This window comes from Arthrobacter bambusae (assembly GCF_022606295.1).
GTDB lineage: Bacteria > Actinomycetota > Actinomycetes > Actinomycetales > Micrococcaceae > Arthrobacter > Arthrobacter bambusae_A.
The window spans coordinates 37,066-57,048 of record NZ_JAHHZS010000004.1 but is presented as its reverse complement, the minus strand read 5'-3'; the positions used below and the strand labels follow the sequence as shown (position 1 = coordinate 57,048).

Sequence of the window (19,983 nt, the reverse complement as noted above, 5' to 3'; positions counted from 1 at the left end):
TGCAATATGTGAACAATTTGTGTAGTCTGATTCATACCGCCCGGCGGAGCAGCACGGCCTGGACGTCCCGAGGGACGCCAGGGAGCGCCATTCCACGGGTGCAGTTGTCAAAGGAGCAATGAGCATGAGCAACCGAGCTGAATCCTTCCTGGTGGGCCTGATCGGGGAAGGCGTATCGCCTTCGCTGACGCCGCCCATGCATGAGAGGGAGGCCGACGTCCAGGGGCTGCGCTACCTGTACCGGCCCATCGACCTGCTGGAGCTCTCCCTGCCCGGCTCCGCCGTCGGCGATCTGCTGACCGCAGCCTCCCGGCTTGGCTACAACGGACTCAACATCACGCATCCGTGCAAGCAACTGGTGCTGCCGTTCCTGGACGAAGTTTCCGAGGACGCCTGCCGGCTTGGCGCCGTGAATACCGTGCTGATCGAGGACGGCCGTTTCGTCGGCCACAACACGGACTTCTCCGGCTTCGGCTCTGCTTTGGCCAGCGGCCTTCCCGACGCCGGCCTGGAGCGAGTCGTCCAGCTCGGCGCCGGTGGTGCCGGCTCCGCCGTCGCCTATGCCCTCCTTTCCGCGGGGGTCAAAACGCTCGACCTTGTGGACGTTGACCCCGCACGCTGTGCCGAACGGGCGGCGGAACTCGCAGCCCTGTTCCCGGGCAGCACCATCACCGCGCGTACGACGGCGGAGCTCCCGCAACTCATGCCGCTGGCCGACGGCTTGGTGCACTGCACCCCGGTGGGCATGGCCGCTCATCCGGGCCTCCCACTGGACATGTCCCTCGTCGAATCCAGGCACTGGGTAGCCGACATCGTCTACAGGCCGATCGAGACCCGGCTGGTGCTCGAGGCCCGGGCCAAGGGTTGCCGCGTGCTCGACGGCGGACGCATGGCCGTGGGGCAGGCCGCCGACGCTTTCCGCATCTTCACCGGCCGCGACGCCGATCCGGAACGGATGCGGGCACATTTCCTGGAGCTGGTGGGCGCCGAGGAAGCCAAGGCTGAAGGGTCCAAGGCCGACAAGGCACTCGCCGGGGCGGGTCACTGATGCGCACGGGAATCGCGACCGTCTGCCTCTCCGGGACGCTCAAGGAAAAGATGCAGGCCTGTGCCATCGCGGGCTTCGACGGCATCGAGATCTTCGAACAGGACCTCGTCACCTCGCCGCTCAGCCCGGAGGACGTGCGGAAGATGGCAGCGGACCTCGGACTCGGCCTGGATCTCTACCAGCCGTTCCGCGACTTCGACAGCGTCTCCGAGGACATCCTGCAGGAAAACCTGCGCCGGGCGGACGCCAAATTCAGGCTCATGTCCCGCCTCGGCATGGACACCATCCTGGTGTGCACCAATGTGGGAACCGCCACGATCGACGACGACGACCTGCGGGCGGAGCAGCTCTCCCGCCTCGCGCAATTGGCCGGCGAACACGGCGTCAAAGTAGCGTACGAGGCCCTCGCCTGGGGCAAATACGTCAACGACTACGAACATGCGCACCGCTTGGTGGACACCGTGGACCACCCCAACCTGGGCACCTGCCTGGACTCCTTCCACATTCTTTCCCGCGACTGGGACACCGCTCCCATCGAGGCGATCAAGCCAGAAAAGATCTTCTTCGTCCAAGTGGCCGACGCGCCGAAACTCTCCATGGATGTCCTGTCATGGAGCCGCCACTACCGCGTGTTCCCGGGCGAAGGACAGTTCGAGCTGGCCAAGTTCATGGGCCACGTGGCCCGCGCGGGCTATTCCGGCCCGGTCTCGCTGGAGGTCTTCAACGACGTCTTCCGCCAATCCGATGTAGAGCGCACCGCCGTCGACGCGATGCGCTCGCTCATCTGGCTTGAGGAACAGAGCGCCAAATGGCTGGATGCGGCATCCCTCGTGCCCGCAGGCGCCGGCGGTGATTCGACCGCCAACGCTGCCGGCCGTCGTCGTTATCCCATGGAGCTGGCCACCCTTCCCAAGGTGGCCGAACCGGCCGGATTCAACTTCGCCGAGGTCAAGACCGATGAACCCGCACAGCTCGAGACGCTTCTGGGCCAGCTCGGCTTCGAATTCGATGGCCGGCACCGGACCAAGGACGTGCAGTTGTGGTCCATGGGGCAGGCACGCGTCATCATCAACGAACAAGCGCCGTCGCACAGCGAACCTGCCATCGCGGCGTTGGGGTTCGACGTCGACTCGCCCGTGATTGCCTCGGCCCGCGCCCAGCAACTCAAGGCCCCCGTGGTGCCGCGCAAGGTCCAGGCGGACGAGGAAGTTTTCCAAGGCATCGCCGCCCCGGATTCCACCGAGATCTTCCTCTGCCAGGGCAGCCCGGATGGCACCGCAGCATGGACCCGCGAATTCGGCGAAGGGCTCGAGCACCCTTCTGCGGGAGCGCAAGCGGTGATCGACCACGTAAACCTCGCCCAGCCCTGGCAGCACTTCGACGAAGCCGTCCTCTTCTACACGAGTGCCCTTGCCTTGGAACCTCAGCCGTTCGCCGAGGTGCCGAGCCCCAGTGGCCTGGTGCGCTCGCAGGTCATGCAGACTTCCGACCGTGCCGTGCGCCTGGTGCTGAACCTGGCTCCAGTCATCCAGCAGGAAGCTGGCCAGCAGGGCAGCGGCGCCCGCAAGAGCTACCAGGAACACATCGCCTTCGCGGTGGACGACCTCGTGGCCACGGCCCGGGCGGCGAAGGCACGGGGGCTCGACTTCCTCCGGATACCGGCCAACTACTACGAGGACCTGGATGCGCGCTTCGCCCTGGATCCTGCCTTCCTCGCCACCCTCAAGGAACTGAACCTTCTCTACGACAGGGACGCCAACGGTGAATTCCTCCACTTCTACACCGCCACGGTGGGCAGCGTGTTCTTCGAAATGGTGGAACGCCGCGGCGGCTACGACGGCTACGGCGCCCCCAACGCCCCCGTGCGGCACGCCGTCCAGTACGACTCGCTTCACGCCCACCACGTGCAGCGCTAAGCAGAAACACCAGCAGGAACCAGGAAAGCAACCCCCCGAAAGGAGCCGGCCGTGCTGCTAGACGCAAATGCCGGGCACTACCAAGACGACGAGCTCGTACCGGCGGCCGAACCGCATGCCGGGCACGCCCCGTTGGACGCCGCAGCCGAAACCCAGGCGGATCTCAGCGCCGAGATCAAAGCCATCGGCGAAGCGTACGCCCAGGCGCTCAAAGGCGGTGCCGCTCCGGAGACCCAGCCCCGGCTGGACTTCGCACCGTACCGCAGCAGCATCCTGCGCCACCCCACCAAGAGCCTGCACCACGCGGACCCGGAGACCATCGAGCTGTACTCGCCGGCGTTCGGGCACCAGGACGTGCACGCCTTGGAATCCGACCTCACCATCCAGCACAACGGCGAGCCCCAGGGAGAGCGGATCATCGTCCAGGGCAAAGTGCTCGACGGCGACGGCCGCCCGGTTGCCGGCCAGCTCGTGGAGATCTGGCAGGCCAACGCTGCCGGCCGCTACATCCACAAGCGCGACCAGCACCCCGCCCCGCTCGACCCGAACTTCACCGGCGTCGGGCGCTGCATCACCGGACCGGACGGTTCCTATCGCTTCACCACCATCAAGCCCGGCGCCTACCCGTGGAAGAACCACCTCAACGCCTGGCGACCGGCGCACATCCACTTCTCGCTGTTCGGCACGGACTTCACGCAGCGCATCGTCACCCAGATGTACTTCCCGGGTGACCAGCTGTTCCCGCTGGACCCTATTTACCAATCGATCGTGGACCAGGACGCCCGCGACCGCCTCGTGGCCAAGTACGACCACGAGTTGACGAGCCCCGAATGGGCCCTCGGCTACAACTGGGACATTGTCCTGAGCGGGTCGAGGCGGACCTGGACCGAAAACGAAGCCTTTGGCGACGCCGGGGATGAGGAGTAGGACATGAGCAAGCTGACACCCACACCCGGCCAGACCGTCGGCCCGTTCTACGGCTACGCCCTTCCCTTCACCAAGGACAACGAGCTTCTCGCCCCGGGCAGTCCCGGAAGCATCCGCCTGCAAGGCACCGTGTACGACGGCGCCGGCGAAGCCATCCCGGACGCCATCCTGGAGATCTGGCAGGCCGACTCCGAAGGCAACGTGGTCCAGCGCACGGGCTCCCTGGTCCGTGACGGCTACACCTTCACCGGCTGGGGCCGTGCCGCAGTCGGCAACTCCGGCGTCTTCACCTTCACCACGGTCAACCCCGGCCCCACTGAACCGGGGGCGGCGCCGTTCATTTCCGTCGCCGTCTTTGCCCGCGGCCTCATGAACCGCCTGTTCACGCGCATCTACTTGCCGGAGAACGAGGAAGCGCTCGCTGCCGATCCGCTGCTCAGCTCCCTCGATCCCGAGCGCCGCAGCACCCTGATCGCGCGCCGCGACGCAGACGGCGGACTCACCTGGGACCTGCGCCTGCAGGGCGGGAATGAGACCGTCTTTCTCGACTTCGAGCGCTTCGAAGGCGCCTCCCAATGAGCGGGGACGGCGATTTCGGGCTGCTCAGCCCGGTGTCGGCGTCGCCCGCCGTGGTGGCGCTGACGGGTGACCGTGCGGTGATCGCGGCCATCCTCGACGTCGAGGCCGCCTGGGCATCCGTGCTCGAAGAGGCCGGATTCGCGCCCGCCGGTTCTGCCGCCGTCGTCACCGAAGCCGCGGAATCCTGGGCCTACGATGCCGCTTCCATCGCCGAACGCGCTCAAGGCGGCGCCAACCCGGTCATTCCGCTGCTTGCCGACCTCCGCGGCAGGGTCAGAGGACTGGACGCTAGCGCGCTCGCCGCCGTGCACACGTCCCTGACCAGCCAAGACGTCCTGGATTCGGCCCTGATGCTGCTCGCGCACCGCGTGGTTTCAGCGCTTCTCGCCGAAGCAAAAGGTACGACGACGGCGCTCGCCGCCCTTGCGGAGCAGCATGCGGACACGCTGTGCGTGGGCAGGAGCCTGACGCAGCACGCGCTTCCGTCCACCTTCGGGCTCAAGGCGGCGCAATGGTTCCACGGAGTGGCCGCCGCGGCGGGCCGCCTTGAATCCCTGGAGTTGCCGGTTCAGTTCGGCGGCGCCGCCGGCACCCTGGCTGCCGGTACCGTACTCACGGAAGGCTCGTCGTCGAGCCCCTTTGACTTGGCCGATGCCTTGGCCGGGAAGCTGGGCTTGGCTCCCGCTCCTGCGCCGTGGCACACCAACCGCCTTGCCGTCACCGCGCTTGGCGACTCCTTGGCTTCGCTGACGGATTCCTTCGGCAAGATCGCCTCGGACCTGCTATTCCTCAGCCGCCCCGAGGTTGCAGAACTGGGTGAACCCCAGGCCGCGGGCCGCGGCGTTTCTTCGGCCATGCCGCAAAAGCAGAACCCGGTGCTCTCAGTGCTGATCCGCAGCGCGGCGCTCCAGGCTCCTGGCTTGGCGGCCCAGCTTCACGTGGCAGCCGCGAACTTCAACGACGAGCGCCCGGACGGCGCCTGGCATAGCGAATGGCAGGCCTTGAGGAGCTTGCTGCGGCTCGCCCTCGGTGCCGCCGCCCAGCTGCGCGAGCTCGCCGAAGGACTCCGGGTCTTCCCCGAGGCGATGCGCCGCAACCTGGAAATTTCCGGGCCATTGCTGCTGAGCGAAGCCGTTGCATCGTCTGTTGCCCCGCTCCTCGGCGCGGACAGGAGTGAAGCGAAGGCCAAGCTGCAAGCCGTCGTTGACGAGACGCTCCGGGCACCTGCAGCGGAGCAGCCCCGGATCTATACCAAGCTCCTCCGCGAAGTAGTCCCGGCCAGCAAGCTGTCCGACGAGGAACTGGAGGACCTTCTTGACCCGGCGAACTACATCGGTGAGGCTGCCGAGATCAGCCGCCGCATCCTTGCCGCGTACCCCGAATTCGCGCACACCAACCCGAAGGGAGCCGATCGTGGCTAAGCCCAACGTCAAGGCGGTGCTGCTGTCCCCGCAGCGCACCCTCGGGGAGAAGCCGCTCCTGGTGGTGGGGCCCTCGCTCGGAACGTCCACCGTCCTGTGGACCGAGACGGCAGCCCTGCTCGGTGACGAGTTCGACGTTGTCGGCTGGGACCTTCCCGGCCACGGCGTCTCGCCAGCGGCCTCCGAAACGTTCAGCGTCGCCGAGCTGGCAGACGCGGTGGTTGACCTGGTGGATTCGATCGTGCCGGGCGCCGTGTTCCACTACGCCGGGGACTCCCTGGGCGGTGCCACCGGACTGCAATTGGCCATCAAACACGGTGAACGGCTCAAGTCCTTGTCCGTGCAGTGCACCGGAGCGAAGCTCGGTACACCGGAGGGGTGGCTGGAACGCGCCGAAACCGTCCGTGCGCAAGGTACCGCGGTGATGATCCAGGGTTCCGCGCAGCGCTGGTTCGCTCCCGGTTTCATGGATCGCCAGCCCGTGGTCAGCAGCCGCCTGCTGCATGCCCTGCGGGACGCCGACCGCTTCAGCTACGCCTTCTGCTGCGAGGCCCTCGCCGGATTCGATGTCCGCTCCCAACTCGGCGGCATCACCGTCCCCACGCAGGCCCTGGCGGGCGTCGAGGACACTGTTGCGCCGCCGTCGTGCGCTGAAGAAATTGTCGCGGGCATCAACTCCAGATTCAACACAGGCGGCGGCAGCGCAGTTGCTGTGGCGCTCGACGGCGTCGGGCACCTCGCGCCCGCGGAGGCGCCCGCCGTCGTCGCGGACCTCATGCGGACTTTCATGAAGGAGGCCGGACAATGAGCACTGATTCTTCGCAAGGCGCGGTTCAGCGTGACGCCACCTCGCAGGAAATCCACGACGCCGGCATGGTGGTCCGCCGCGAAGTACTAGGCGATGCGCACGTGGACCGAGCGAACGCTGCCAAAGACGAATTCACTGGTGACTTCCAGGACATGATCACCCGCATCGCCTGGGGTGGCATCTGGACCCGGCCCGGCCTGACGCGGCAAATGCGCTCCGCCGTCACCATCACCGCGATGGTGGCGCACGGGCACTGGGAAGAACTGGCCATGCACATCCGCGCGGCCATCACGAACGGGCTGAGCAGGGACGAGATCAAGGAAATCCTGCTGCAGACCGCCATCTATTGCGGAGTTCCCTCCGCCAACACAGCATTCAAGACCGCGCAGGGTGTTTTCGCGGACCTCGACGCGACCCCCGAAGCCCCCGCCCCACCCAACTGACTCGCATTAGATGTCGTTTTGAGCCCTCATAACGACATTAACTGCGAGCTAGTTGGGACTACAGAAAATTAGAGGAGACCCCATGAACCAGGCGTATGTGTACGACGCCGTGCGCACACCTTTTGGAAAATTCGGCTCGGGCCTTGCCGGGGTCCGTCCGGATGACCTCGCGGCCCACGTGGTGCGCGAAGCCGTCAAGCGCGCCCCCGCTTTGGATGTTGAGCGGATCGACGAAGTGGTGTTCGGCAACGCCAACGGCGCCGGCGAGGAGAACCGGAACGTCGCCCGCATGGCCACGCTGCTCGCAGGGCTCCCGACGTCGATCCCCGGCACCACGGTCAACCGGCTGTGCGGTTCGTCCCTCGACGCGGCGATCATCGCTTCCCGTCAGATCAACGCCGGCGACGCCGAATTGGTCCTGGTGGGCGGTGCCGAGTCCATGTCCCGCGCACCCTGGGTGCTGCCCAAGACCTCCAAGCCGTACCCGGCCGGTGACATGACCCTGGCTTCCACCACCCTGGGATGGCGTCTGGTGAACCCGGCCATGCCCAAGGACTGGACCATTTCCCTGGGCGAGGCCACGGAACGCCTGCGTGAGAAGTACGGGATCACCCGGGAGCGGCAGGACGAGTTTGCCGCGGCCTCGCACAACCTCGCCGCCGCGGCGTGGGACGAAGGCTTCTACGACCAGCTGGTGACCCAGGTTCCGGGCACCGAGCTGGTCCGTGACGAAGGCATCCGCGCGGGCTCGACGGCGGAGAAGCTCGCCGGCCTCAAGACCGTGTTCCGTCCCGAATCCCCGGACGCCGCCGCAGGTAAGACAACAGGCGGAACGGTCACCGCGGGGAACGCTTCGCCGCTGTCCGACGGCGCCTCCGCGGCCTGGATCGGCAGCGACAACGCCACCGGGCTGCTCGGGCTGGAGCCGCTCGCCCGGATCGCCGGCCGCGGCGCGCACGGAAACGATCCCCAGTTCTTCGGCTACGCCCCGGTTGAGGCTGCCAACAAGGCACTCGCGAAGGCGGCCATCGGCTGGGAGCAGGTGGGCGCCGTCGAACTCAACGAAGCCTTCGCCGCGCAGTCCCTGGCCTGCATCGATGCGTGGGGCATCGATCCGTCCATCGTGAACCGGCATGGTGGCGCGATCGCGATGGGGCACCCGTTGGGCGCCTCCGGCACGCGCATCCTGGGCACCCTGGCTCGCAGCCTGGAGGCCTCCGGTGAGCGCTGGGGCGTCGCGGCGATCTGCATCGGCGTCGGACAAGGACTGGCCGTGGTGCTGGAGAACGTCACCGCCGGAGTGAAGGGCTAGAGGACATGCTGACATTCATTGACACCGTCGGCGAAGCAATCGCGGGCATCAAGGACGGCTCCACCGTCATGATCGGGGGCTTCGGGAACGCGGGCCAGCCGTTCGAACTCATCGACGCGCTGCTCGAATCCGGCGCTACGGACCTCACTGTGGTGAACAACAACGCCGGCCAGGCCGACCAGGGCCTGGCGCTGCTCATCAAGGAAGGACGGGTCCGGAAGATGATTTGCTCCTTCCCGCGGCAGTCCGATTCCTGGCACTTCGACGCCAAGTACAAGGCCGGGGAAATTGAACTGGAACTCGTCCCGCAGGGAAACCTGGCCGAGCGCATCCGTGCCGCCGGGGCCGGCATCGGCGGGTTCTTCACTCCCACCGGCTACGGCACCATGCTCGCCGAAGGCAAGGAAACCCGCTTGCTGGACGGAAAATGGCAGGTATTCGAGACGCCCATCCACGCCGACGTCGCGCTCATCAAGGCGCTCAAGGCCGACGGCAAGGGCAACCTTGTCTACCGCAAGACCGCCCGTAACTTCGGCCCCATCATGGCCGCCGCGGCCAAGCAGACCATCGTCCAGGTGTCCGAGATCGTCCCGACCGGCGCCCTGGACCCGGAGAACGTCGTGACTCCCGGGATCTACGTCAACAGCATCGTGAAGGTGGCCTGACATGAGCATCCAAAACTCAACAACACCCCTCGGCCGCGACGATCTCGCGCGGCTCGTGGCGCGGGACATCGTGCCGGGTTCGTTCGTGAACCTCGGCATCGGGCAGCCCACGCTGGTCTCCAACTACCTCTCGGAAGAGCAGAACATCACGCTCCACACGGAGAACGGGATGCTCGGGATGGGCCCGGAGGCCAAGGACGAGGAGATCGACGGCGACCTCATCAACGCCGGCAAGATCCCCGTCACGGAACTCCCCGGCGCCTCGTATTTCCACCACGCCGATTCCTTCGCTATCATGCGCGGCGGCCATCTGGATATCTGCGTGCTCGGCGCTTTCCAAGTCTCCGCCACGGGTGACCTCGCCAACTGGCACACCGGAGCACCGGACGCTATCCCGGCCGTCGGCGGGGCGATGGACCTGGCCACCGGCGCGAAGGACGTGTTTGTGATGATGACACTCCTGACCCGCGAGGGTGTGTCCAAACTCGTCGGCACCTGCAGCTACCCGCTGACGGGCGTGGGCTGCGTGACCCGCGTGTACACGGACAAAGCCGTCTTCTTGATAGGGCCCGACGGCGTGACCGTGCGTGAGACGTTCGGCTGCACCTTCGAGGAACTCCAGGCCCTGGTGCCGGTCCGGCTGGTGCCGTTCGACGAGAAGGCGGCGGGCGCCGTCGTCGGCGTCTAAACGCGCCAATAAGATTGGTAACCATGACCGACGCAGCAGTAGCCGGAGTGCCGCACGCAGGTGCTCCCCAAGCGAGTGACCAGTACGTGCAGTCGCTGGCACGCGGCTTGTCCGTGATCCGTGCGTTCGACGCGGCCAACCCCGTCATGACGCTCAGCGAGGTGGCGGCGCGCACAAACCTGACGCGTGCCACGGCCCGACGGTTCCTGCATACGCTGGTGGAGCTGGGCTATGTGCGCACCGACGGCAAGACTTTCGCGCTCACGGCGATGGTGCTGCAGCTTGGCTATTCGTACTTGTCGGCGTTGTCACTGCCCCAGCTCGCGCAGCCGCACCTTGAGGAGTTGTCGCTGAAGCTGGGGGAGTCGACGTCGGCCGCGGTGCTGGATGGAGCGGACATCTTCTACGTGGCCCGCGTGACCACGCGCCGGATCATGACGGTGGGGATCTCGGTGGGCACCCGCTTCCCGGCCTACGCCACATCCATGGGCAGGGTGCTTCTGGCCGGGCTGCCGCAGCAGAAACTGGACCAATATTTGGCCGACGTGGAGTTCAAGGCCTTGACGCCGCGGACCATCACGTCCCGCGAAGAGTTGGTTGCCGAGCTGGACCGGGTGCGAAATCAGGGCTGGTGCCTCCTGGACCAGGAGCTGGAACTCGGGCTCATGTCCATCGCTGCGCCGGTGTGGAACCACAATGCCGGACATGTGGCTGCGGCGGTCAACGTCTCGCTCCAAGCCCAAAACGTTGCTGCGCAGCCAGACCCCCAGGCGTACCTCGAATCGGTCCGGGAGCAGATCGTCGGAACTGCCCAGGCGATATCGCAGGATGTCTCGGCGAAGCATTAGCGTTTAGGGTCGTTGCCACGGCGCGTTGCGGCGCGTAGGCCCACGGCCCATGACCGACGTGGATGAGCAAGACTGTGGCTCCGACGTCGATGACCCTCGGCGGGCTGATCAAGCACTTGGCCTATGTCGAGGAGGACACAACGGCCACCCCGACCTGCTCCGGGATTCTGCGGATGGGCTGAGGGGGGAGTAGGCGGGGACGCGATAGTCGTCAGGCGAGCCCGGAACCAGCACGTTAGAGTGGTTTGGAGCGCTATACCGTCCTGAGGAGTCCCATGTCTGACCTGGCGTTGGAGAGCCGCCGGGTTCGGCGGCGATTCCCTCCCCGGCTGGATCCCTTGTTCTCTGGACTGTTCGGTTTTCTACTGTCCTTCGCCGGAAGCTGGATCCCATCGATTTGGAGGGACGAGGCTGCCACCGCCTATGTGGCCAACCATTCGAGTCAGGAACTGTTTGCCATCGTAGGGCGCATCGACGGCGTCTTCGGGCTGTACTACTGGCTCATGCATGGCTGGTTGAGCCTTGTGGGGACTAACCCGTTGACCTTGCGGTTTCCGAGCGCCGTTGCTGTCGGCGTCGGCGTGGCCGCCGTGGTCGCGATCGGGTCCCGGCTGCACAGCCGCTGGCTGGGCCTTGCCGCCGGCTTGGCATTCGCCGTGCTGCCGAGGATGACCGCGATGGGAATCGAGGCCCGTTCCTATGCGATGTGCGCGGCGATGGTTGCCGTTCTTGGCTGGCTGATGTTGCTCCTGACGGAACGCGCCCGGATCCTCAGCGCTGTGCCCTACGTTGTGGTGGGCGTCATTGCCGTGTATCTGCACATGTATGCCGTGCTCGCGGTCGGATCGCTGTGGCTGTCCGGCATGCTTTTGTCCCGAACGCGGCGGTCAAGGATCGTCCTGAGCGTGGCAACTGCCGGGATATTCGCCGTGACCGTCCCCCTGTTCCTGCTTGCCCGCACCCAAGCGGCAGCTCAGATCAGCTGGATCAACACCACTCCGGCCCAAATGTTTGCCCAAGTCTTCGTGGAGCAATTCTTCCCTTACAAGACCGTGGTGCGCTTCACGACGCCGGACCAGGAATGGGTGCGATCGCTCGCCGTCGTGCTGGCCGGAATCGCCTGGATACTCGTTGCCGCCTTGCTGGTCACGGGATGGAAGCGGTATCGCCGGGCATTGCTCTTCGCGGTGCCGGGCGTCGTCCTGCCGACAGTCGCGGTGTTCGTCTACTCCTTCCTGGTCTCACCGGCATACACGCCGAAGTACTTGATTTCCACGGTTCCCGCCTTTGCGATCCTGCTCGCATGTGCCCTCGGGAACCTGCCGCGGGTCTGGCCTAAAGTCACGGCGGTGGTGCTTCTGGCAGGGATTGCCGCCCCGATCTACGTTTCGCAACGGCAGCCCAACGGGAAGTTCGTCGTCGACGATTTCTCCTTCATCGCCGGGACCATCGACGGCCACAGCACAACGGGAGATGGGATTCTCTTCGACGACAGCCCGGGAGACCCGATCGAATCCGGACGCAACGCGCTCTCCGGCTACCCGGCGTCGTTCCGCAACGTCCGGGACATCGCAGCAGTGACCGGACCCGAACGATTGACCTCCCCGTGGTCACTCCAGCTCCCGTTCGATGCGGTGCAGGATCAGGTCGCCAGAACGTCCAGGGTGTGGCTGGTCACCACGCCCCAAAAGAAGGCCGACGCCGGCGCTGACGCCGCCAAGCTGACGCGCCTCGGCTTCCACCAAGCCAGCCAGTTCGCCGGTCCCACCCACGAGGTCATTCTCTGGACGCGCTGAGGCTGTAACGCTACCGCGTCAGCTTGGCGTGGTCCGGATGGTGGTCGCCGATGTGCCCCGGGGCGTTGGCAGCCAAGACGCGCTCAACAAACGCACAGTATTCCTCCACATAGTGGCGCAGGATGGATGCCGTGCCTTCGTCCCTGACCGATCCGTCCTCGTTGTAGGCCGTGCGATCGAATTTGATGTAGGCCTCCGGGGCGTTCAGCTGGGGTGCGTCGAGGAAGCTCAGGACGCTGCGCATGGACGCCTGCATCACGGCCGTGCCGATGCTGCCGGGAGACGTTCCGATGATGCCCGTTGGCTTGCGCGCGAAGGAATTGGTTCCCCAGGGCCGGGATCCCCAGTCGATGGCGTTCTTCAGGGCGCCGGGGACGGAGCGGTTGTACTCCGGCGAGATGAACAGGATGCCGTCCGACGCCGCGATCGCGTCCTTGAGGGCCCGGCCGGCAGGCGGGTAGTCGGCGTCGTAGTCCGGGCTGTACAGGGGCAGGTCCTTGATAGGAATCTCGGTGAATTCGAGCTCTTCCGGCGCCACGCTGATGAGCGCCTTGGACAGGACCCTGTTGATGGAGCGGCTTGAAAGGCTGCCGACGAAGTATCCGATCTTGTACGTGGCCATGGCAATGTTCCTTCCCGACGGCGCGGCCGGAACCGGCTCATCGACGGTGCGGTAACTGGAGGCTCCCAGCCCACAGCGAGCTTATTAGAGCAGCCCGGAGATGGGAATGGCCGGCCGCTGAGGCCTCCCCACTCCCGCCCGGGCCTTCCGCGTCCTAGACTCAAGCCAACAACGGCTCAGGGCAATGATGTTCAGAAGGACAACGGGGTTTCGGAAAGGGAGCGCGGGTGAAACTTGGCATAGCTCGGGAACGCCTGGACGGTGAGCGGCGTGTGGCTGCGACGCCGGAGACTGTCACGCAGTTGGCCGGACTCGGCCTGGAAGTCGTCGTCGAAAGCGGAGCGGGAACGGCCGCGGGGCACAGCGACGAGCACTACCGGAAGGCAGGCGCCCTCATCGTCCCCGCCCTGGATCTGGCCAAACTGGATGTCTTCGCGCACGTCCGCCCCCTCGAACCCACGACGGCGGCTGCGCTGCGGCGGGGCGCCGTCACTGTAGGCCTGGCCTCGCCGTCGTCGGAACTTCCTACCGTCCGCGCGCTCGCCGATGCGGGTGTGACTTCCTTCGCCCTTGAGTTGGTGCCGCGCATTTCCCGGGCACAATCCATGGACGCGCTCACGTCCCAGGCACTCGTGGCCGGGTACCGCTGCGTGCTCGAGGCGGCAATGCGCCTCCCGCGCTTCTTCCCGCTCTATATGACGGCCGCGGGAACCATTCCCCCGGCCCGCGTGCTGGTGCTCGGTGCGGGCGTGGCAGGACTGCAGGCCATCGGCACCGCGAAGCGGCTGGGCGCACGGGTCTCCGCCAACGACATCCGGCCGGCCTCGGCGGACGAGGTCGCGTCCATGGGCGGCACCTTCATCAAGCTCGACGTCGAGACGGCCGAATCGTCCGGCGGCTACGCGCGCGAGCTCAGCGCCGACCGCGGTGCCCTGCAGCGTGAGCTGCTCGCCCCGCACGTGGCCCAAGCGGACGTGCTCATCACGACGGCGGCGGTCCCCGGGCGGCGGGCCCCCCTCCTGGTGAGCCGCGAGATGGTCCAGCACATGCGCCCGGGCTCGGTGGTGGTGGACCTCGCCGCGGAATCCGGCGGCAACGTGGAAGGCTCGGTGCCGGGCCTGGATCTTCAAATCCCGACGGCGGACGGCCAGGGCGCAGTCACTCTCGTGGGGATGAAGGATGCCGCCTCCGCCATGCCCGCGGACGCATCGCGCCTCTACGCGAAGAACGTCGCGAACCTGCTGGCACTGATGACGTGTGACGGCGCCGTCGTCCCCGACTTCGGTGATGAGGTGGTGGCGGGTGCGTGCCTGACGCACGACGGCGAGGTGCGGCACGGTCCGACGGCGGAGGCCCTTGCGGCGCTCTCCGCCGAGACGGCGGAACCTGTCAGCACCGCCAACGAGGGGGTTTCCTGATGGACGGCATCGCCCTGCTCACTATCACCGTCCTGGCCGTCTTCGTTGGCTTCGAAGTGGTCTCCAAGGTTTCCAGCACGCTGCACACCCCCTTGATGTCAGGGGCCAACGCCATCCACGGAATCATCCTGGTGGGGGCGATCATCGTCGCCGGTCAGGCCTCGGATCCGTGGGTCCTCGCGGTGGCGTTGCTCGCCGTCGTCCTCGCCACCGCCAACCTGGTGGGCGGCTTTGTGGTGACGGACCGCATGCTGGAGATGTTCCGCGGCCGTCAACGCGTGGCACCGCCCGGAGGTAAGGCCGGGCCCGTAGAGGCTGAGTCGAAGGAGCGCACGCGATGACCCTCATCGACCCGGTGTGGACCTCGCTTCTCTACCTCGCGGCTGCCGTGTGCTTCATCCTCGCCCTCAAGGGACTCAACTCCCCGCGAACCGCCCGGCGGGGCAACCTCGTGGGCGCATTCGGTGCGGCGCTCGCCGTCGCCACGGTGTTCATGTCCGTCAAAATGGACAATGTTCCCTGGATCGTGGGCGCAATGGTGGTTGGTTCGGGCGTGGCCGCGCCGGTCGCGCGGCAGGTCAAGATGACCCAGATGCCGCAGCTCGTGGCGCTGTTCAACGGCGTGGGCGGCGGCGCCGCGGCGCTTGTTGCGCTTCTGGAACTCGCGCACACTGGCGACCGCTGGGTGCGCGTGGCCATTGTCTTCACGCTGCTGGTGGGGGCGGTGTCGTTCGCAGGTTCCGCCATCACTTTTTCCAAACTGCAGGAGCTCATGACCACCCGTCCGGTGGTGTTCGCCGGCCTGCCGACCCTCATGGGGGCGGTGCTGCTCGCGGCGGTGGGTGCCGCCGTCGCCGTCGTTTTCAGCGGCTCCCTCGCGCTCGCGCTGCTGCTCTTGGTGCTGGGGTTGGCGGCAGGCGTCCTGCTGGTATTGCCGGTGGGCGGCGCGGACGTGCCGATCGTCATCTCGCTGCTGAATGCCTTCACGGGCCTGGCCGTAGCTGCCTCGGGCCTGGTGCTTGGCAATGTGCTCTTGGTGGTGGCCGGCACCTTGGTGGGCGCCTCGGGCACCATCCTCACGAGGGCCATGGCGGCGGCCATGGGCCGCAGTGTTGCGGGTATCCTCTTTGGCGCGTTCAAGGGAGGCTCGACGGCGGGCTCGACGGCGGTGAGCGATCGGCCCGTCCGCTCCTCCAGCCCGGAAGACGTGGCCGTGCTCCTTGGCTATGCACAACGGGTCATCATCGTTCCCGGTTACGGCCTTGCCGTGGCCCAGGGGCAGCACACGGCGGCGGAACTGGCCCTTGCCTTGGAGGCGAGGGGGATCGACGTGGATTTCGCGATCCACCCGGTGGCCGGCCGCATGCCCGGGCACATGAACGTCCTGCTTGCCGAAGCCAATGTGCCCTATGAGTCCCTCAAGGAAATGGGCGAAATCAACTCGGAATTCCGGACAGCCGACGTCGCGCTGGTGGTCGGCGCGAACGACGTCGTCAATCCCGCCGCGAAAACCACCGCAGGTTCGCCGATCTACGGCATGCCCATCCTCGAAGTGGCCGACGCGCGCCAAGTAGTCTTCCTGAAGCGCTCCATGCGGCCGGGATTCGCGGGAATCGAGAACGAACTCATGTACGAACCCCAGACCACACTGCTGTTTGGCGACGCCAAGGAATCCCTCATCAAGGTGTTGAGTGCGGTCAAGGCGCTCAAGCTTAGTTAACCAACTCGGGGGTGCCCGCGCGCCTCTCTGCCGCCGAATCAGGTGAGCACACTCAGGGTCGCGGCCCGCAGCTGCTGCCGGCCGGGTGAGCCCACTCAAGACGCGGCCGGATTCATCGCCCTATCATCGCCGAAGACCCAGGGTGGGAATGCTTCCATCCTTGACGGTTGCCCCGGCTTCGAATGGACGGTGAGTGGAGTGGCTGGATCCTCGACGCATGAGCAGACGGTTAAGCGGCGCTTCCGGGTCCGTTGGGCCGCCGTCGGAGCGTGCGCAGCGATGGTCCTGGCACTGCTCAGCGGCTTTGCTCTGCCCGCGCATGCCGCAGCCAACACTGTCATTTCCCTGACCTTTGATGACAGCAACGCGGACCAGTTGACCGCCGCTGCCACCATGAAGAACTTGGGGCTTCATGGCACCTTTTACACGGTCTCCGGATGGATCGATCAGCCGAGCTATTTCACGTCGGCGAACCTGCAGCAACTCGCTGCGGACGGCAATGAGATTGCCGGGCACACGGTCACCCACCCTGACCTGGTCACGTTGACGTCGGATGAAGTGACCCGGCAGGTGTGCAACGGCCGGGTCGCCTTGGCAAACATGGGCTTCAAAGTCACGAGCTTCGCCTACCCCTTCGCTTCCTTGGATCCTGCCGTGCAGACCATCGTGAAGAATTGCGGTTTCAACAGCGCACGCGGGCTCGGAGACCTTTACAGCAAGGACGATCCCGGGCTTCCGGCTGCTGAGACCATCCCGCCCGCCAACCCTTATGACACCGCGGCGCCGGAGGAAGTGGACAGCACATGGACGCTGTCCAACCTTGAAAACTCCGTCACCAGGGCCCAGGCGGCCGGCGGTGGCTGGGTTCAGCTGACGTTCCACCACATCGCGGTGGGGACCGATCCGACGCTGACCATCAGCCCCAGCCTGTTCAACCAATTCGCCTCCTGGCTGGCGCAACAACAGACGGCAGGCAGCGTTGCCGTGAAAACGGTTGACCAGGTCATCGGTGGCCCGGTCCAGCCGCTCGTCTCGGGTCCGCCGGTGCCGCCTCCGCCACCACAGGGAACCAACATGATCCAGAACCCGAGCCTCGAGACGCTGACCAGCGGGATTCCGCTGTGCTGGGCTGCGGGGGGATACGGCACCAACACCCCCAGCTTTTCAGTGGTCTCGCCTGGCCACACAGGCAACAACGCGGAACTGCTGACCATGAGCGGCTACGTCAGCGGTGACGCGAAGCTCCTGCCGGCCCTGGACCTTGGCGGCTGCTCACCCACGGGCACTCCGGGCCATATCTATCAGCTCAGCGCCTGGTATAAGTCCAATGTCATCACCCAATTCGAGGTCTACTACCGCACTGGAACGGGGTATTGGACCTACTGGACGGCGAGCCCGTTGTTCAACGCGAGCAGCAACTGGACACAGATCACCTGGACCACGCCTGCCCTTCCGGCAGGCGCCTCCGGTATCAGCTACGGCCTGAACATCCAGTCCAACGGCTCGATCACCACCGATGACTACTCGATGATCGACGTCAGTCCTGCTGCCTCGACGGCGCCGGCGGCTCCCACCGGCGTGACCGCCACGGCGGGTAATGCTTCCGCGGTGGTGTCGTGGACGGCGCCTGCCAACGGCGGCTCCCCGATCACTTCCTATACGGTGACGCCTTCGTCCGGCGGCACGGCACTGGCTCCCGTGACGGTCTCCGGTAATCCGCCCTCGACGACGGCGACCGTCACCGGCCTGAGCAACGGCACGGCCTACTCGTTCACGGTGACGGCCACCAACGCCGTCGGGACGTCACCCCAGTCCGCGGCGTCGGCGCCCGTCACTCCCACGGCTCCAACAGTTCCGGCCGCTCCGACCGGGGTGACCGCGACGGCGGGTAATGCTTCCGCGGTGGTGTCGTGGACGGCGCCTGCCAACGGCGGCTCCCCGATCACTTCCTATACGGTGACGCCTTCGTCCGGTGGCACGGCATTGGCTCCGGTGACGGTCTCCGGTAATCCGCCCTCGACGACGGCGACCGTCACCGGCCTGAGCAACGGCACGGCCTATACGTTCACGGTGACGGCGAGCAACGCCGTCGGGACATCGGTGCCGTCGGCCGCCTCACCGCCAGTGACTCCCACGGCGCCCGTTCCCGGTGTCGTCAACGGCGGTTTCGAATCCGGACTTAGCTCCTGGACCACCGGAGGGGTCAAAGCGCCGGTTGCCTCGACCACCGCCCACACCGGCACGGGTTCTGCGTTGTTGGGCCTGGCATCGGGGGCCGAGCCGCTGGGCGACAGCAACCTGTCCCAGACCATCACCATGCCCGCTTCCGGGACATCCACACTGTCCTTCTGGTACCAGCCGCACACGGCTGACGAGACCTGCACAGGCACCGCGTGCAGGTACGACTGGATGGAAGCGCAGGTCCGCTCCACGAGCGGCACGGTCCTGGGCAGCCTCTTCAAGCTCTGCAACAATAACGGCATCTGGACCCAGCTCAGCGCCAACCTGTCCGCCTACAACGGCCAGACCATCGTGCTCTGGTTCAACGTCCACCTCGACGGCTCCAGCCCGGCGGATGACACTTGGATGTACCTCGACGACGTCACCCTCACCAACACCCAAACGACGCCGACGGCGCCCGCCGCACCCACCGGCGTGACGGCGACGGCAGGTAACGCCTCGGCAACCGTGTCCTGGACCGCGCCGGCCAACGGCGGCTCCGCGATCACCTCGTACGCGGTCACGCCGCACGCAGGCGCCACCGCCCTGGCGCCGGTCGCCGTGACCGGGAACCCGCCGGCGACGACGGCAAACGTCACGGGGCTGACTAACGGCACCGCCTATACGTTCACGGTGACCGCTACGAACGCCATCGGCACCTCCCCGGCGTCGGCCGCTTCTGCCGCTGTCACCCCGACGGCGGGTGCGACGGCACCCGCCGCGCCCACCGGCGTGACCGCGACGGCAGGTAATGCCTCGGCAACCGTGTCCTGGACTGCGCCGGCCAACGGCGGCTCCGCGATCACCTCGTACGCGGTCACGCCGCACGCAGGCGCCACCGCCCTGGCCCCGGTCACCGTGACCGGGAACCCGCCGGCGACGACGGCGAACGTCACGGGGCTGACTAACGGCACCGCCTATACGTTCACGGTGACCGCTACGAACGCCATCGGCACCTCCCCCGCGTCGGCCGCTTCTGCCGCTGTCACCCCGACGGGCACGACAACCTCGGCCATCACCAACGGCGGCTTCGAATCCGGGCTCACCGCATGGACCACCGGCGGCGTCAAAGCGCCCGTGGCCTCCACCGTCGCCCACACCGGCACGGGCTCGGCACTTTTGGGCCTGGCTTCGGGTGCGGAACCCTTGGGCGACAGCAGCCTGTCCCAGACCATCACCGTCCCCGCCACTGGAACCACCACCCTGTCCTTCTGGTACCAGCCCCACAGCCAGGAAGACCCCTGCACCGGCAACGCCTGCCCCTACGACTGGATGGAGGCACAAGCCCGCACCACCACCGGCACCACCCTGGGAAGCCTGTTCAAACTCTGCAACAACAACGGCACCTGGACCCAGCTCACCGCCGACCTCACCGCCTACAAAGGCCAGACCATCATCCTCTGGTTCAACGTCCACCTCGACGGCTCCAGCCCCGCCGACGACACCTGGATGTACCTCGACGACGTCACCCTCACCAACGGCTGAATCGGCGGGAAAGAGGTCCTGCTACTTGGATGCGGTTGGCGCTGTCGCCCATTCCGCGTCAACCGCC

18 protein-coding genes are annotated in these 19,983 nt (G+C 66.5%); 17 read left to right on the top strand and 1 reads right to left on the bottom strand.

Annotation, left to right across the window (positions count from 1 at the left end):
* Positions 1 to 124: 124 nt before the first annotated feature.
* From KNN17_RS03905 to KNN17_RS03845, 13 genes are all read left to right on the top strand, one after another.
* Positions 125 to 1,048: a shikimate dehydrogenase gene (locus KNN17_RS03905; RefSeq protein WP_241707593.1), complete on the top strand. Its 924-nt coding sequence runs from the start codon at positions 125 to 127 to the stop codon at positions 1,046 to 1,048.
* Positions 1,048 to 2,964, top strand: a complete 1,917-nt coding sequence (locus tag KNN17_RS03900) for a bifunctional sugar phosphate isomerase/epimerase/4-hydroxyphenylpyruvate dioxygenase family protein (protein ID WP_241707592.1) — start codon at positions 1,048 to 1,050, stop codon at positions 2,962 to 2,964. The genes KNN17_RS03905 and KNN17_RS03900 overlap by 1 nt, the downstream gene beginning before the upstream one ends.
* Before the next feature lie 54 nt (positions 2,965 to 3,018).
* Complete coding sequence (pcaH, locus tag KNN17_RS03895) at positions 3,019 to 3,891, top strand: protocatechuate 3,4-dioxygenase subunit beta (RefSeq protein WP_241707702.1); 873 nt, start codon at positions 3,019 to 3,021, stop codon at positions 3,889 to 3,891.
* A 3-nt stretch (positions 3,892 to 3,894) separates the two neighbouring features.
* On the top strand, positions 3,895 to 4,470 hold the full coding sequence (gene pcaG, locus KNN17_RS03890; RefSeq protein ID WP_241707591.1) for a protocatechuate 3,4-dioxygenase subunit alpha: 576 nt from the start codon (positions 3,895 to 3,897) through the stop codon (positions 4,468 to 4,470).
* A complete protein-coding gene (locus KNN17_RS03885) occupies positions 4,467 to 5,891 on the top strand; it encodes a lyase family protein (protein WP_241707590.1) in 1,425 nt (474 codons plus the stop codon). Before pcaG ends, KNN17_RS03885 begins: the two co-directional genes overlap by 4 nt.
* Positions 5,884 to 6,699, top strand: a complete 816-nt coding sequence (locus KNN17_RS03880; protein ID WP_241707589.1) for an alpha/beta fold hydrolase — start codon at positions 5,884 to 5,886, stop codon at positions 6,697 to 6,699. The genes KNN17_RS03885 and KNN17_RS03880 overlap by 8 nt, the downstream gene beginning before the upstream one ends.
* Positions 6,696 to 7,142: a 4-carboxymuconolactone decarboxylase gene (gene pcaC / locus KNN17_RS03875; RefSeq protein WP_241707588.1), complete on the top strand. Its 447-nt coding sequence runs from the start codon at positions 6,696 to 6,698 to the stop codon at positions 7,140 to 7,142. The genes KNN17_RS03880 and pcaC overlap by 4 nt, the downstream gene beginning before the upstream one ends.
* Positions 7,143 to 7,224: 82 nt before the next feature.
* The gene (locus KNN17_RS03870) at positions 7,225 to 8,454 is read left to right on the top strand and encodes a thiolase family protein (protein ID WP_241707587.1); all 1,230 of its coding nucleotides are present in this window, start codon (positions 7,225 to 7,227) and stop codon (positions 8,452 to 8,454) included.
* Between the two features lie 5 nt (positions 8,455 to 8,459).
* Positions 8,460 to 9,119, top strand: a complete 660-nt coding sequence (locus tag KNN17_RS03865; RefSeq protein WP_241707586.1) for a 3-oxoacid CoA-transferase subunit A — start codon at positions 8,460 to 8,462, stop codon at positions 9,117 to 9,119.
* Between the two features lies 1 nt (position 9,120).
* On the top strand, positions 9,121 to 9,807 hold the full coding sequence (locus KNN17_RS03860) for a 3-oxoacid CoA-transferase subunit B (protein ID WP_241707585.1): 687 nt from the start codon (positions 9,121 to 9,123) through the stop codon (positions 9,805 to 9,807).
* A 23-nt stretch (positions 9,808 to 9,830) separates the two neighbouring features.
* Complete coding sequence (locus KNN17_RS03855; protein WP_241707584.1) at positions 9,831 to 10,655, top strand: IclR family transcriptional regulator domain-containing protein; 825 nt, start codon at positions 9,831 to 9,833, stop codon at positions 10,653 to 10,655.
* A 62-nt stretch (positions 10,656 to 10,717) separates the two neighbouring features.
* Positions 10,718 to 10,837, top strand: coding sequence for a DinB family protein (locus tag KNN17_RS03850; RefSeq protein ID WP_241707583.1), 120 nt, complete (start codon positions 10,718 to 10,720; stop codon positions 10,835 to 10,837).
* Positions 10,838 to 10,930: 93 nt separating this feature from the next.
* Entirely contained in the window at positions 10,931 to 12,451 is a 1,521-nt protein-coding gene (locus KNN17_RS03845; protein WP_241707582.1) for a glycosyltransferase family 39 protein, read from the top strand.
* A 10-nt stretch (positions 12,452 to 12,461) separates the two neighbouring features.
* Here the strand turns inward: KNN17_RS03845 and KNN17_RS03840 are convergent, their stop codons facing one another.
* Positions 12,462 to 13,073, bottom strand: coding sequence for an NADPH-dependent FMN reductase (locus tag KNN17_RS03840; protein WP_078107144.1), 612 nt, complete (start codon positions 13,071 to 13,073; stop codon positions 12,462 to 12,464).
* Positions 13,074 to 13,300: 227 nt separating this feature from the next.
* On the opposite strand from KNN17_RS03840, the gene KNN17_RS03835 reads away from it, so the two are divergent.
* From KNN17_RS03835 to KNN17_RS03820, 4 genes are all read left to right on the top strand, one after another.
* Positions 13,301 to 14,491 (top strand): Re/Si-specific NAD(P)(+) transhydrogenase subunit alpha, encoded by a 1,191-nt coding sequence (locus KNN17_RS03835; RefSeq protein ID WP_241707581.1) that lies wholly within the window; start codon positions 13,301 to 13,303, stop codon positions 14,489 to 14,491.
* On the top strand, positions 14,491 to 14,832 hold the full coding sequence (locus KNN17_RS03830; RefSeq protein WP_241707580.1) for an NAD(P) transhydrogenase subunit alpha: 342 nt from the start codon (positions 14,491 to 14,493) through the stop codon (positions 14,830 to 14,832). The genes KNN17_RS03835 and KNN17_RS03830 overlap by 1 nt, the downstream gene beginning before the upstream one ends.
* Positions 14,829 to 16,211, top strand: coding sequence for an NAD(P)(+) transhydrogenase (Re/Si-specific) subunit beta (locus KNN17_RS03825; protein ID WP_241707579.1), 1,383 nt, complete (start codon positions 14,829 to 14,831; stop codon positions 16,209 to 16,211). The genes KNN17_RS03830 and KNN17_RS03825 overlap by 4 nt, the downstream gene beginning before the upstream one ends.
* Before the next feature lie 198 nt (positions 16,212 to 16,409).
* Complete coding sequence (locus KNN17_RS03820) at positions 16,410 to 19,916, top strand: fibronectin type III domain-containing protein (RefSeq protein WP_241707578.1); 3,507 nt, start codon at positions 16,410 to 16,412, stop codon at positions 19,914 to 19,916.
* Positions 19,917 to 19,983: the final 67 nt, after the last annotated feature.